Here is a 13300-nt window from a genome sequence, read left to right on the forward strand (position 1 = left end):
CTTGCAGATGAACGGTGAGACCTACGACGCCCTGGTGATCGGTGCGGGGTTCGCGGGGCTGACGGCCGCGCGCGATCTCGCGAAGGACGGCAAGACGGTGCTGATCGTCGAGGCGCGGGACCGTATCGGTGGTCGCACCTGGTACCGGCCCTTCGCCGACACCGGATTCTCCATCGAGTTGGGTGGCAACTGGGTCGACACGGACGGCAACGTTGCGCTCATGGCCGAGGTTGAGCGCTACGGCGTAGATCTCTCCGAGAGCCCGCACCCCGAGCACCATGTCTCCCTGCTCGACGGCGTCCTCAGCCACGCCGCCTGCCCGATCGACCGTGACGACGAGCGCGCCCTCGCGAAGGTGGTCGAGGAGGTCCTCACCCAGGTGCGGCGGATCGACTCGGGGCTGCCGCTGGACCAGCAGGACGTCGCGGACCTGGATATTCCACTCGACGCCTACCTCGACGGTTTCGGGCTGTCCGCGACGCTGCGTGAGCTGATGGGTGCCTGGATTCGCGAGAACACGGGCTGTCACGAGTCGCAGATCTCCGCGCTGCACCTGATGTCGTGGATCCCGAATCTGGACGACGACGTCCTGGCGCTAGGGCACACCCCGACGCACCGCTTCGCCGCCGGCACCATCGACCTGTTGCAACGGATGCTGGACGATTCCGGCGCCGAGCTGCGACTGTCGACACCGGTGGCGGCCGTGACGCAGTCGGCCGACCATGCCGAGGTCCACACCCACGGCGGCGAGGTGCTGCGGGCCCGCGGGGCGGTGATCGCCCTGCCGCTGAACTGCCTGCCCGATGTCGCATTCACCCCGGAGTTGTCGCCGGAGAAGACCGCCGGTGCGGCGATCGGCCAATCCGGCGCCGCCAAGAAACTGTGGGCACTCGTGACCGGCCTGCCGCCGAAGCTTCTCGGGGTCGGCGATCACGACGAGCCCATCGACGTCTTCTTCACCGACTTCCCGGCGGACGAGACCGACCTGGACGGCGACCTCGTCGTCGGCTTCTCGACCCAGGAGCGCCCGCTGGACATCGTGGACCGCGACGATATGGAGACGGCCTTCCGGCGCTACGTCCCCGACGCGGGCGTCCTGAAAGTGGACGGCCACGACTGGCTCGCCGACCCGTACGCCAAGGGCACCTGGTGCGCGGCGCCCGCCGGCCTGCTGTCGAAGTATGCCTCCGCGCTGGAGGCCACCGAGGGCCGCCTGGTGTTCGCCGGCTCGGACATCGCCCACGCGTTCCGCGGATGGATGGAAGGTGCCGTGCTGACCGGCGCCACCGCGGCGAACCGGCTCTCGGCGATCCTGGCGCAAGACTGAGAAACCCTCCGCGACGACAATTTTCGAATACGACAGGAGAGACATGAGTTCTGTACGCGCGCTACAAGAGTCCGCGTGGGACGCCGAGTGCCGCCATGACCTCGACCGCCTGCTGGAGCACTTCCGGCCCGATGCGACGTTCTATGCCTACGGTCAGCCTCCCCAGCAGGGCCATGATGCCATCCGCAGGCTGACCGAGGACTTCTACCGATCGTTTCCCGAACTGGAGATCGACGTCTTGGGTGACTGGACCAACGGTGAGTCGTCGGCCGCCTTCGAGTTCGTTGCGCGGCTGAAGGATACGGACGGGCAGCGGTTCACCCTGCGCGGTGTGACCTTGGTGGAGGTCGAGGACGGCAAGTTCAAGACGGTGCGGTACTACGAGGAGGCGCCGGTACCGGTGACGGACTGAGCAGACCGGCGACCAGCACCGAGGGCGGGGTCCGACACCGGACCCCGCCCTCAAAGGCGTTCTCAGGGCTCCACATTCCAGATCGTGTACACCTTGCGCACGGTCTCGCGGATATCCCAGGTGCCGCGCCAGCCGTCCGGGGCGACGAGGACGACGCCGGGCCGGATCTCGTGCACGGTGCCGTCGGCGGTGGTGATCGTGCCCGCTCCGGCGAGGAAGTGCATGAGTTCCGTGTCGCCGTTGCGCGCAGAATCGAAGCGCCCAGGGGTGCATTCCCAGACGCCGCTGCGCCCGCCCGCGTCGCGGTGCAGTACCCGGAAGGACTCGACCGGCTCTCCGGCGAGGGCGGGCGTGCGCGGCCCCAGAACCGACAGTTCCAGCGTCTTGGGATCGTCGTCGTAGACGATCGCGGGGATGCCGGTCATGCGGTGGTCACGGCGACCGCGTTGGTGGCCATCCGCGGGCCCAGCGTGGCGATCCGCGGGCCGACCTCGCGCCCGAGGAGCTCAAGGTGGCGGCGGTAAGGCTCGGGGTCTCGGCTGAAGTCGAAGCTGAACGACAGCAGGGCGCCGACGCCGCCGAGATCCTCGTTGAACCGCGTGATCTTCTCCACGACGGTGTCGGGGGACCCGACGATGAAGAAGTGGTCGACCATCCACTCCAGCGTCAGCTCGTCGATGGTCATACCGGGGTCAAGGAGCAGTTCACCGAGCGCGTACGGCTTGCCGCCGCGGTCGCGTACGACGCGGAAGGTCGGGAGTACCAGCTCATCCCAGGTGCGGCCGGCCGGGCCTTCGAGGAACAACCGGCGGGCCTCCTCGTCGGTCTCGGCGACGAAGACGTCTCGCATGACCCGCCAGTTCGCCCGGTCTGGGGTGTGGCCGGCCTCAATTGCTGCGTGCGAGTAGGTCTCCCACTGCTGGCGCAGTGCGGCCAGGCCGACCTGCTGGCTCATCGGGGAGAAGCCGCGCCGCGCGGCGTCGGCGAACGTGGGCGATGTGGGCTGGACGCCGGTCATCACCACCTCGGGCCGGGGCCGCTGGAAGGGCTTGAGGTGCGGGCCGTTCCACTGCTCGGAGTGAGCCGGCATGTCGACGGTCCAGAACTCGCCCTCGATACGGAACGGGCCGCGGCGGGTCCAGATGGCCTCGATGATGTCGATGGCTTCGTCCATCATCTTCGCGTTGTTCTGCAACCCGCCACCGAACAGCTGTGCATCCGTTGGGAACGAGCCAGGTGCGAATCCCGCGATGTAGCGCCCGCCCGTCATGTGGTCGAGGTACATCAGGCGGTCCGCGAGAGCGATGGGGTTGTGGTACGGCAACAGGTGAGCAGCCGCGCCGAGTCGCAGGCGCTGGGTCTCGCGACCGGCCGCCGCGATCATCAGGTCGGGAGCCGGGTTCGGTTCGTGTCCGATCGTGTGGTGCTCGGCGAAGAAGAGTTCGGCCAGGCCGTATTCGTCAGCCCACCGTGCGATTTGGAGATCCCACTCGATCGCCTCCTGCAACGTGCGCCGGCCGGCGACGTACTCCTGCGCGTACGGCGGGCTGAAGAGTCCTAGATCCATGGCTTTCATTTCCTTATCGTTTGTTCGGTGGTCTCCTCCCAAGGTGGGCGCGCAAAGCCGTCCTCACAATTGATGCCGACCTCAAACGTCGGGGCTTTGGCTGTCGACGCGTACAGGGACTTGGATGCCGGACTAACCCGGTTGGCGCGGTTCATGTCCACGTACAGTGGTGTGCTACGGGGGCGGCCGGAAAGCTCTCCGCTATGGTCAATCGGCTGGAAGGCAAAGTAGCGCTGGTCACCGGCGCCGCACAGGGACAGGGCGCCGCGCACACGGATCTGCTTGCCCGGCAGGGCGCGCGCGTGATCGCGACGGACGTCCTCGACGAGCAGGGCGAAGCGCTCGCTGAGCAACTCGACGCCGAGGGACTTGAGGTCGTCTACCGGCACCTCGATGTGGCGTCCGAGAAGGACTGGGCCGCGGTCGTCGGCGGCGTCGACCCCGCCTGGGGCCCGGTCAACGTGCTCGTCAACAACGCGGGTGTCAGCTCGCCGGCCGCCGTCGCCGACGTGTCTCTTGACGAGTGGAATCGTGTCGTGGAGATCAACCAGACCGGGATTCTGCTCGGTATGCAGGCCGTCATCCCGGGGATGACGGCCCTGGGCTCGGGCTCGATCATCAACATCGCGTCGTCCTGGGCTCACCGTGGCGGCACGCAGAACGGGTTCGTCGCCTACGTCGCGACGAAGGCCGCGGTCCTGGGGATTACCCGCAATGCCGCGATGAATCTCGGCCGGCACGGTATCCGGGTGAACTCGGTGTCGCCGGGCTACGTCCGGACCCCGCAGGTCGAATACGCCGAGAAGACTGAACCCGACCGGGTCGCAAGCGATGTGGCGAAGATCCCGATGCGACGCATGGCGCGCCCCGCCGAGATCGCGAAGACGATCGCGTTTCTCGCCTCGGACGAGTCCTCGTACACCACCGGTGTCGACCTGCTGGTCGACGGAGGCCTGAATCTCACATGAGTTCGCCAGATGCGGAACAGCTTTCGGGCTCCACTTCAGGGCAGGTGGGGCTGAGCGGATCGATAGGCACGTTCCGCCTGTTCGCCTTGGTGATGGCTTTCGTGTCGCCACTCGTGACCGTGGCCGGGTGGCTTGTCATCCTCATCGCCTACGGGGGGCCGGCCGCGCCCGCGATGATGCTGGTGGCCGCGATGCTGGTGACCATCTTCTCGCTGGGTTTCGTCGCGATGGGCCATCACATGCCCAATCCCGGCGCCTTCTACTCCTATGTCGCGGCGAGCCTGGGACGGGTGATGGGACTCGGTGCGGGCTTCGTCGCCGTGGCGGTCTATCTGCTCCTCGGCATGTCGTCGTTCATCTTCTTCGGTGTTGCTTCGTCGAACTTCGTCACCGGCGAACTTCACGGTCCTGACGTCGGTTGGTACTGGTACACGCTGATGCTGCTGATCGTCGTGGGGATCTTCGGCTACCTGCAGGTCGAGGTGTCGGCGAAGGTTCTGCTGGTCGCGATGGCACTGGAAGTCGTGGTGATCCTCATCTTCGACGGCGCGATATTCCTGGGTGGCAACGTGTCTCAGGACGGCGGTGTGTCCCTCGAACCGTTCTCGGGGAGTTCGCTGACGGGCGCATCGTGGGGGCTGGGTCTGCTGTTCGCGATCCTGTTCTTCAACGGTTTCGAGGGCACGGCGGCCTTTCGTGAGGAGGTCAGAAATCCTGCCCGCACCATCGGCAGGGCCACCTTGTCGGTGGTCGCCTTCGTGGGCATCTTCTACTGCATCGCCTCGTGGGCCATCGTCTCCTACTTCGGGGCCGATAAAGCGGTCGAGTTGGCCGGTTCCGACCCGGTCAGCATGTTCACCACGGCGCTGGGTGCCTCGGTCGGCGGGTGGCTGGTGGACGTCGCGAGTGTTCTGCTGTTGACCTCGATCTTCGCGGCATCCGTTGCGATTTACAGCATCCTGGCGCGCTACCTCTACTCGCTGGGGGTCGACCGGGTTCTTCCGAGGCAACTCGGTGCCGTCCATCCGAAGCACAACTCACCGCATATCGCAGCGTTCGCCGCGGGTGTGCTGTTCCTTGTCGGCATGCTGCCTCTCGTACTGACGGGTGCGGACCCGGCGCTGATCTACGGCCGGCTCGGAGGTACCGGTGGGTATGGGTATCTGCTGTTGTTCGCCCTGGTCAGCCTCGCCGTCCTGGTCTACTTCCGGCGCCGGCGAGGCTCGCATTCGATCAACATCGGGGTGGCGGTGGTGGCCCCGGCGGTATCCCTGGTGGCCATGAGCGTTCTGTTGGTCGTGGGGATCATGAACTTCTCGACGCTCACCGGTGGGTCGGGCGCGCTCGCCGTCATCCTCCAGGCGGTGGTCTGGGGCAGTGGTTTGATCGGGATCGCGCTCGGCCTCTTCTACCGAGCGAAACGCCCCGACGTCTTCGCTCGGATCGGCCGGCGAGACGTGGCGGACTCATCCGGTGAGGTCGCCGCAGTAAAGGTGTAGGAGCCGCGGCGAGATCTCAGCGGAGACGGATCATTCGAAGATATCGGTGGGCACCATGGCTGACACCAGGACATTGGGCACATCCACGATCTGACTGATTCGCAGATCGACGGCGACACTGCACAGCGCGTAGGCCTGCTGGCGGGTGAGCCCGCGATCCCCGGCCAGATGGTCGACCATTGACCTGAGCGCATTTCGCGTGGCCAGGTTGAGGTTCTCTGGGTGAATCCTCCCGTCGGCGTCGACCGGGGTTCCGGTCACGGCGAAATGCGGACGACTCGCGACGTCCGGCGGGCCTTCGCTGAGCCGTTCGAAACGCAGATGCCGGATATCGCCCGATGCCGCCGCCCCCTTTCGCAGGTCGAACCGCAGGACCACCCTGGCACTGGTTTCGACTGCCGCACCGCATGATTCACCGTCGCCCTGCGCGAAGTGTCCGTCGCCGACTGAGAACAGTGCACCCGGCACCCACACCGGCAGATAGACCCGGCTGCCCGCGGTCAGATGCTTGATGTCGATATTGCCGCCGGCCTCGGTGGGGGCGATGGTGCGTCTGGCCGGATCGCCGGGCCGGTCCGGCGGTACGGCGGAGACAGGGTTGGGCAGTTCGACCAGAGCACCCTCGTCGGCCGCTCGCTGCTCCGAGATCCTGGTGCGATCGAAGAGCTCCCTCGACGGTGCGACACCCATGACACCCATGAAGGGCGCACCCGGCAGCCGGACACCGGGCAGGTCTGCCGAGCGTGCGAACCCGTCGCCGATCTCCCATCGCACGATGTGCGGTTCGGTGAATTCGTCACGCAGGTAACCGAATCCGGGAATGTTCAGGGTAGCGCCGAAGTCCCCGGTCTGCACCGACAGCACATCGACGACCAGGAGGTCGCCTGGTTCGGCACCCTCGATGTGCACCGGTCCCGTGAGCGGATGGATTCGGGCGGTGTCCATCCGAAGCACATCGGCGGCCGTGGAGTGCCGGGTGATCTGGCCGTCGTAGCCGTCGCGGGCTCGCAGGGCCACGGTGTCCCCGGGAGCGCAGCGCAGTGCCGCCGGGATATCCGGATGCCAGCGGTTGTGTCCGGCATGGGGGTCGTCCACCAGCGACTTCGTCAAGTCGAGCTCGATTTCGTGCATAGCGCTCATCGTGCCTGAACCGGGGGAGTGGGGAAGCCGCCGATCGCCTGCTCGTATGCGTGTGCCACACGCAGCACGGTGGCGTCATCGAATTGACGGCCGATGATCATCATGCCGGTTGGTAGGCCATCCACCGTGGCGGCCGGAACACTGCAGGCCGGATGACCCGTCACGTCGAAGGTGGCGGTGTTGGCCATCATCTCCAATGCCCGTGCCAGATATTCGTCGAGCGGGGCGTCCGGCGGCGGGATCGGACTGGCCAGTATGGGGGTGGTGGGCATGACCAGAACGTCGAACCGCGACAGCGCAGCGTCGTATGCGGCCCGCAGGTGAGGCACGAGGTTGCGTGCCATCGCATAGTGCGCGCCGTAGTGACGGTCGATCGCGTGGCGTCCGGCCAGGACAACGAGCTTTACCGTATCCGGGAACGAGGTGCCGTCGGCTCGCCACCGGGCGCCATAGTGCGTGATCAGGGCCGGGTCGTAGCGTCCCCGCCAGTTCATGCCGTAGGCATTGCCGTCGACCATCTGCGCCGTGGCGCCCTCGACGGAAATGACGTCCCAGATCCTCTTCCCGTTCACGTGCCACGCCACCGACACCTCTTCGCACGCCAGCCCCGCGTCGCGTAGCCGATCTGCCGCGGCACGCACGGCAGCATCGACGCCGGGAACCGACTCCGGATGCCCGAACCCCTCGCGCACCAGACCAACTCGCAGCCCGGCGGCTGATCGATCCAGCTCGCCGAGGAAGTCCGGCACGGTGACGTCGCCGTGTTGCCGTGGATCCATACCGTCAGAACCCGCGATGACGCCGAGGACGAGTGCGGCGTCGGCCACGGTTCTCGTCATCGGGCCAAGGTGATCAAGGGTCTGCTCGATCGGGAACGCCCCGGTGTAGGGCACCAGACCGTGGGTCGGCTTGTGGCCGACGATGCCGGTGAACGCGGCGGGCAACCGCACCGACCCGCCCTGGTCGCCACCGATGGCCAGGTCGGCAGCGTTGGAGGACACCAGAGCCGCACTGCCACTGGAGGATCCACCCGCGGTCCGGGTGTGATCCCACGGATTGCGCACCGGCCCGGAGGCCGCCGTGTGTGAGGCGCCGGAGAAGCAGAGATTTTCACACACCGCTTTGCCTGTGATGGTGGCGCCCGCGGCCAGTAAACGTGCTACCACCGTGGCATCCCGGTCCGGGACGTAGCCCTCGACCAGGGCGGACCCGTTCGTCATCGGCACTCCGGCGACCGCGACGTTGTCCTTGATCGCCACCGTTCGGCCCGCCAGAGCTCCCTGGTCGGTCTGCTTCACCTCGCAGGTCACGCTCCAGGCTCCGAGCGGATTGTGTTCGGGCTGCGACCATGCTCTCGTCGGGGCCGGCAGCGCGGTTTCGCCGGTGAGCTTCTCGACGACGTCCCAGGAGTCGAGCAGGTCTTCGACGTGGGTGGAGAACGCCGCGAGTTGGTCATCGGACAAGCCGAGACCATACCGTGTGGCAATGTGTGCGAGGTCGGTCAAACCGGGTGACGGGACAGGCATGGCGTTTCCTTCGATAGTGGTGCGTACTGCGGCGACGGTCAGCCGGCCTGCAGCGCGTCGCGGGCTCTGGTGGCCAACTCGGTGTTGACGTTGTTCTCATATGAGGTGGCATCGGACGGGTACTCGGCGATGTTCTTGGTGAACAGGGAAATGTTCATGTTGTTGTCCCAGGATTCCTTGGTGACCGTGACGTCCTCGGCGTAACCCTTCGCGTCGATCTCACGCTCCACCGCGGCCTGGACCACTTCGCGGGGCAGGTCCGGGAAGTACTGCGCCGCAATGTCGATGGTCGCCTCAGGATCGGAGTAGATGAAGCGCGACGCCTTCGCGATCGCGGTGACGACGCTTTGGGCCGCGGCGGAATTCTCCTGCAGATACCGATCAGTGGTGGTCAGGCTGGAGAACGCGAACGGGTACCAGTCCGGGTTGGCGGGAAAGGAGTAGACGACTTTCAGCCCCTGATCGACCACAGCCTGACTCACGGTGGGCTCGAACGACAGTGCGAGGTCGGCCTGACCCCCTGCGACGGCAGCGAGCTCACTGCCCAGCGCCACGTTGACCAACGTCACGTTCTCCAGGCCTTTTTGATCGATGAGGTACTTCATGAAAGCCCAGCTGGTGTCGGGTTCCGGGCTGACAACCACCTTCTTGCCCTCGAGCACGTCCGGGTCGTCCAAGTCGGGGCTGCCACTGTCCGCCCTGCCGATCACGAACACCGAAGGGGCGTTCTGGATGGCCGCGACCACCACCCCTGGCCCGCCGTTCTCATGTGACTTCGGAACGAATACCGGATCCTGAATCGAGAAGTCCGCCGACCCGCCGACTACAGCGGCCCAGGACTGTGTACCGCCACCGCCGGTGGCGATCTCGACGTTCACGTTCTGTTCGGTGAAGTAGGCGTTCTCCTGCGCGACGTAGAGCGGTAGATACAGCAGGGACTGGAAGGCCTGGTTGATGCGCACTTTGGCGCTGCCGTCGGCGGATTCGTTGGCAGGCCCGCCGCACGCGGTGATGAGCGCGGCGGAGCTCAGCACGATTGTGAAGCGGCGCATAAGCGTTCGAGCATTCATGTTCAGGACCTTTCCCAATGACCGAGGAACCGCTCGATGGTGGTGACGAGGATGTTGAAGACGAGCACCATGACCATGACGATCGCGATGCCCGCGATGACCAGGGAGATGGTGAAGTTGGAGCTGCCCAGCAGGATCATGTGTCCCACACCGGCATCCGAGCTGATGTACTCGCCGACGATGGCACCCACCAGTGCGAAACCGATGTTGAGCTTCAAACCGGACACCACCCAGGTCATCGCTGACGGGACGACGAGCTTGCGGAAGATCTGTGAACGTGTAGCGCCGAACGACCGCATCAGGTTGATCAAGTCGGGGTCGGTGCGGCGCGCGCCGCGGTATGAGGTGGTCAAGGACACCACCACACAGGAGAACGCGACAATCACCACCTTCGAGGTCATTTCGGTGCCGAACCAGATGATCGTCAGCGGTGCGACAGCGAGCACCGGGATCGAGCCGATGGCCGCGATGAACGGACCCGTGAGATCTGCGACGAATCGGGAGTACCAGAGCAGCAGGCCGAGAACCGAACCGCCGACGGCTCCCACCAGGAAGCCGAGCAGGACTTCCGAAGTCGTGATACCGATGTCGGTCCACAGCTCGCCGGTTGCCGCGCGTTTGATCAATACGTTCCACACCGAGCTGGGACTGCCGAACAGGAACGAGCTGGCGGCTCCGCTTCGGGCACCGAATTCCCATGCGGCCAAGGCTGAGACGACGATCAGGGCTTGCAGTGTGTGCAGGCCGATGCGGCGCCGTTGGGCCACCACCACGGAGGGTCTCCGCCTGGCCGGGCGAATCCGCTCAGGTGATTTGGTCAAGACGGCGGTCATGCCACCACCTGCTTCTGGTCCTCTTGCCGGCCGATGCCGCGCCAGATCTTCTCGTAGAACTCGTTGAAGCGAGGTGCCAACCGCCGTTCGTTGATGTCGGTACTCAATGTTCCGAGGTCGACGCGAAGTTCCGAGACGACCTCGCCCGGATGCGCTTTGAGCACATACACCCGGTCGGACATGGTGACCGCTTCTTCGATGTCGTGAGTGACTGCGACAACTGTTTTGCCTGTTGCCCTGGCGGTTTCGAGGAGTTCGCCTTCCAGGGCGATCTTGAGTGGGTAGTCGAGCGCCTTGTAGGCCTCGTCCATCAGGATGATGTCGGGGTCGGTGACCATCGTCCGCATCAGTGCGGCACGCTGCCGCATACCGCCGGAGAGATCGGAGGGGTGCTTGTCCTCGCAGCCCTCCAGTTTGTAAGCGGCGAAAAGGCTGCGAGCGCGCTCGCGGGCTTCCTTTTTGCGTGTCCCGCGTACTTCCAGTCCGAGCACCACATTCTCCAGGACGGTCCGCCACGGAAAGAGGAGATCTTTCTGCAGGACATAGCCGATGTGCCGGGACGTCGTTCCCGTGATCTCCTCGCCATTGACCCGCACCGAGCCGGCGGTGGGGGCGATAAGGCCGGTGATGATGTTGAACAGCGTCGACTTGCCGCAGCCGCTGGGCCCGACGATCGACACAAACTCACCACGGCCCGCGTGCAGGTTCAACCCGCGCAGCACCTGGACAGTGCCGGTCTTTGTGTCGAACTCCTTGTCCACTCCGACGACTTGCAGCCGGGGTGTCATAGCAGCGCCCGGGACGCAGGCATCTCGCCGGCGGGCAGCCGATAGATAACCGATATATCAGTCATGTAGATGTGTCTCCCGTCGAGGTCAGTCAGGTTTTTCCTGCGAGGTAACACATGAACTCGATGTGGACATTCAGCCGTCTGTCCGGTCGCAGTGGAGTAAGCGAAGCACAGGTTCAGCGGCTGAGCAACCGATTGTGCAAAATTGCCTCGAGTCGGCGGGGATGCCGCACGGCGTCAGGTCGACAGGGTTCCCGCCGCACGCGGGAAGCGGGTAGGCCTCAGCTGAGCCCGAGCGGTCCGGCCAGTTCGGCGAGCGCGGGAACCAGCTTGTCGGGTTCGGTCAGGATCTGCACGGGTACGTGGTTGGCGCCGGCGGCAAGATGCTCGTTGAGCCTGGCCGCGATGGCATCGGTGCTGCCATACGCGATGAGGGCGTCGATCAGGGCGTCGCTACCGGGCGCGGCGACGTCGGAATCGCTGAACCCCAATCGCTTCCAGTTGTTCACGTAGTTGGACCCTGCGAGGTAGACGTCGAGATGTTCGCGTCCGACGGCCCTGGCCCGTTCAGGGTTGGTGGTCAGCACCACCTTGTGCTCCGGGGCGATGAACGCATCCGGTCCGAGAAGAGCCCGCGCCCGGGCGGTGTGCTCCTGGGTGGTCAGGTAGGGGTGGGCTCCCGCGCTGCGGCGCGCGGCCAGTTTGAGCACCTGTGGGCCGAGCGCGGCGACGACCCGCCGGTGCTTGGGGACGCCGTACTCGTCGAGCTTGTCGAGGTACTCGGTGAGCGCGTCGTAGGGCTTCGTGTACTGGGCGATCAGTTCCGGGTGCCCGGCCCCGATCCCGAGCAGGAACCGTCCGGGGTAGGCCGCCTCGATACGGTGGAACGACTCCGCAACCCGACCGGCGGCCCACGACCAGATGTTGACGATGCCGGTTGCCACCTGCAGCTTCTCGGTGGGCTCCAGGAGTGACTCGACCCAGTCGAGTTCGGCGGGCGGCGAGCCACCCGCCCAGATGGCTCCGTAGCCGAGCGCCTCGATGTTCCGCAGTTGCGCTGCGGTCACTTGCTTCCACTGTCCGTGCAGGCCGAAAACGCCGAAGGTGCCCAGGTTCGGATTACTCATGGCTCAATCAACCTGCCGCTCGCGCAGGAGTATTCCGGCATGCGTGCGTAGAGCTGGCCGGCATCTGGTGCGTCACAACCGCATTCCCGATAACAGTGCGGTGGTGCGCTTGACGGTATCGGTGTCGCCGAAGGGGAAGCCGACGAACTCGGTCACGCCGGCGTCGGCGAACCGGCGCAACTGCGCGACCACGTGTTCCTCGTCGCCGACGATGCTGACGTCAGCGACGCCGCCGACACCCTCGGCGTCCAGCACCGTCCGGTAGGCGGGTACCTGCCCGGCGATCGCGAACGCCGCCGCGATGGAGTCTCGACCGGCCTGCGGATCGGAGGTAACCATCACCGGCAGGCCGGCGATGACCTGTGGTGCGGGTCGTCCAGCTGCCGAGGCCGCCGCGGAGATTCGAGGAACGATGCTGTGCTCCAGCGTTTTCGGACCGGTCCAGGTGGTGATCGTGCCGTCGGTCATCGAGCCCGCGAGGTCGAGCATCTGTGGCCCGAGCGCGGCGAGAACGACGGCGGGCGCCGGTGCCCCGGGCAGGTCCACCTGGCCGACAGCGGTGAGCCTGGTGCCGTGGTAGTCCACGGCCTCGCCGGCCATCGCGGGGATCAGGATCTCGAGGTACTCGCGCAGGTATTGCGCCGGGCGCTCATAGGAGTAGCCGAGCGCCTCGATCATCGAGGGATGGCTCACACCGAGGCCGAGCGTCAGTCGGCCGTCGACGGCGGCGTTGGTGGTCAAGGCCTGCCGAGCCAGCGTCAGCGGGTGCTGGTGGTAGGCGATGGCGACCCCGGTGCCCAACTGGATCCGGGTGGCAAGTTGTCCGGCCAGTGCGAGCGTGGTGAGCGCATCCCACGGCGCGGTGCCGGCCAGGGCGGGCAGCTGCGGTAACCAGGCCCGGGTGAATCCGGCCTGTTCGGCGTCGCTGACGACGGCGAGCAGACCGGAAAGGTGACCGGGTTCAGGCAGGGCGGTGCCGGTGATTCGCATGGTGTCCTCGGGGGCCTGGGTAGTATTCGGAGGCAGTCTCCGCTCACTATA

At 65.9% G+C, this 13300-nt stretch carries 13 protein-coding genes; 4 read left to right on the forward strand and 9 right to left on the reverse strand.

Going from position 1 to position 13300, the window contains the following annotated elements; translation table 11 throughout:
- Positions 1-7 precede the first annotated feature (7 nt).
- Together ACWDTP_RS01910 and ACWDTP_RS01915 are read left to right on the forward strand one after the other, a co-directional pair.
- A complete protein-coding gene (locus ACWDTP_RS01910) occupies positions 8-1327 on the forward strand; it encodes a flavin monoamine oxidase family protein (protein WP_450016010.1) in 1320 nt (439 codons plus the stop codon).
- Positions 1328-1370: 43 nt separating this feature from the next.
- On the forward strand, positions 1371-1739 hold the full coding sequence (locus tag ACWDTP_RS01915; protein WP_450016012.1) for a nuclear transport factor 2 family protein: 369 nt from the start codon (positions 1371-1373) through the stop codon (positions 1737-1739).
- 62 nt (positions 1740-1801) lie between these two features.
- On the opposite strand, the gene ACWDTP_RS01920 is transcribed toward ACWDTP_RS01915, so the two are convergent.
- The gene (locus ACWDTP_RS01920; protein WP_450016014.1) at positions 1802-2164 is read right to left on the reverse strand and encodes a cupin domain-containing protein; all 363 of its coding nucleotides are present in this window, start codon (positions 2162-2164) and stop codon (positions 1802-1804) included.
- Complete coding sequence (locus ACWDTP_RS01925) at positions 2161-3306, reverse strand: LLM class flavin-dependent oxidoreductase (RefSeq protein WP_450016016.1); 1146 nt, start codon at positions 3304-3306, stop codon at positions 2161-2163. Before ACWDTP_RS01925 ends, ACWDTP_RS01920 begins: the two co-directional genes overlap by 4 nt.
- 203 nt (positions 3307-3509) lie before the next feature.
- On the opposite strand from ACWDTP_RS01925, the gene ACWDTP_RS01930 reads away from it, so the two are divergent.
- Both ACWDTP_RS01930 and ACWDTP_RS01935 read left to right on the forward strand, forming a co-directional pair.
- Positions 3510-4274: an SDR family NAD(P)-dependent oxidoreductase gene (locus ACWDTP_RS01930; RefSeq protein WP_450016018.1), complete on the forward strand. Its 765-nt coding sequence runs from the start codon at positions 3510-3512 to the stop codon at positions 4272-4274.
- Complete coding sequence (locus ACWDTP_RS01935; RefSeq protein ID WP_450016020.1) at positions 4271-5773, forward strand: APC family permease; 1503 nt, start codon at positions 4271-4273, stop codon at positions 5771-5773. Before ACWDTP_RS01930 ends, ACWDTP_RS01935 begins: the two co-directional genes overlap by 4 nt.
- 30 nt (positions 5774-5803) lie before the next feature.
- Here ACWDTP_RS01935 and ACWDTP_RS01940 read toward each other — a convergent pair whose 3' ends face one another.
- The 7 genes from ACWDTP_RS01940 to ACWDTP_RS01970 form a co-directional block, all read right to left on the reverse strand.
- A complete protein-coding gene (locus tag ACWDTP_RS01940; RefSeq protein WP_450016022.1) occupies positions 5804-6904 on the reverse strand; it encodes an acetamidase/formamidase family protein in 1101 nt (366 codons plus the stop codon).
- A gap of 5 nt (positions 6905-6909) precedes the next feature.
- A complete protein-coding gene (locus ACWDTP_RS01945) occupies positions 6910-8439 on the reverse strand; it encodes an amidase (RefSeq protein WP_450016023.1) in 1530 nt (509 codons plus the stop codon).
- A gap of 38 nt (positions 8440-8477) precedes the next feature.
- A complete protein-coding gene (locus ACWDTP_RS01950) occupies positions 8478-9491 on the reverse strand; it encodes an ABC transporter substrate-binding protein (protein ID WP_450016025.1) in 1014 nt (337 codons plus the stop codon).
- Between the two features lie 20 nt (positions 9492-9511).
- Complete coding sequence (locus ACWDTP_RS01955; protein WP_450016026.1) at positions 9512-10342, reverse strand: ABC transporter permease; 831 nt, start codon at positions 10340-10342, stop codon at positions 9512-9514.
- Complete coding sequence (locus ACWDTP_RS01960; RefSeq protein ID WP_450016028.1) at positions 10339-11130, reverse strand: ABC transporter ATP-binding protein; 792 nt, start codon at positions 11128-11130, stop codon at positions 10339-10341. The genes ACWDTP_RS01955 and ACWDTP_RS01960 overlap by 4 nt, the downstream gene beginning before the upstream one ends.
- 283 nt (positions 11131-11413) lie before the next feature.
- Complete coding sequence (locus ACWDTP_RS01965; RefSeq protein WP_450016030.1) at positions 11414-12259, reverse strand: LLM class F420-dependent oxidoreductase; 846 nt, start codon at positions 12257-12259, stop codon at positions 11414-11416.
- Between the two features lie 72 nt (positions 12260-12331).
- Positions 12332-13249 carry a TIGR03564 family F420-dependent LLM class oxidoreductase gene (locus ACWDTP_RS01970; protein ID WP_450016032.1) on the reverse strand — a complete coding sequence of 306 codons (918 nt, stop codon included), beginning with the start codon at positions 13247-13249 and terminating at the stop codon, positions 12332-12334.
- Positions 13250-13300 lie beyond the last annotated feature (51 nt).

This window comes from Mycobacterium sp. NPDC003449 (assembly GCF_053588415.1).

Bases quoted from the DNA above. Each gene is read 5' to 3' on its own strand.
- ACWDTP_RS01910 (WP_450016010.1), top strand. From the start codon at position 8: ATGAACGGTGAGACCTACGACGCCCTGGTGATCGGTGCGGGGTTCGCG.
- ACWDTP_RS01915 (WP_450016012.1), top strand. From the start codon at position 1,371: ATGAGTTCTGTACGCGCGCTACAAGAGTCCGCGTGGGACGCCGAGTGC.
- ACWDTP_RS01920 (WP_450016014.1), bottom strand. From the start codon at position 2,164: ATGACCGGCATCCCCGCGATCGTCTACGACGACGATCCCAAGACGCTG.
- ACWDTP_RS01925 (WP_450016016.1), bottom strand. From the start codon at position 3,306: ATGGATCTAGGACTCTTCAGCCCGCCGTACGCGCAGGAGTACGTCGCC.
- ACWDTP_RS01930 (WP_450016018.1), top strand. From the start codon at position 3,510: ATGGTCAATCGGCTGGAAGGCAAAGTAGCGCTGGTCACCGGCGCCGCA.
- ACWDTP_RS01935 (WP_450016020.1), top strand. From the start codon at position 4,271: ATGAGTTCGCCAGATGCGGAACAGCTTTCGGGCTCCACTTCAGGGCAG.
- ACWDTP_RS01940 (WP_450016022.1), bottom strand. From the start codon at position 6,904: ATGCACGAAATCGAGCTCGACTTGACGAAGTCGCTGGTGGACGACCCC.
- ACWDTP_RS01945 (WP_450016023.1), bottom strand. From the start codon at position 8,439: ATGCCTGTCCCGTCACCCGGTTTGACCGACCTCGCACACATTGCCACA.
- ACWDTP_RS01950 (WP_450016025.1), bottom strand. From the start codon at position 9,491: ATGCGCCGCTTCACAATCGTGCTGAGCTCCGCCGCGCTCATCACCGCG.
- ACWDTP_RS01955 (WP_450016026.1), bottom strand. From the start codon at position 10,342: ATGACCGCCGTCTTGACCAAATCACCTGAGCGGATTCGCCCGGCCAGG.
- ACWDTP_RS01960 (WP_450016028.1), bottom strand. From the start codon at position 11,130: ATGACACCCCGGCTGCAAGTCGTCGGAGTGGACAAGGAGTTCGACACA.
- ACWDTP_RS01965 (WP_450016030.1), bottom strand. From the start codon at position 12,259: ATGAGTAATCCGAACCTGGGCACCTTCGGCGTTTTCGGCCTGCACGGA.
- ACWDTP_RS01970 (WP_450016032.1), bottom strand. From the start codon at position 13,249: ATGCGAATCACCGGCACCGCCCTGCCTGAACCCGGTCACCTTTCCGGT.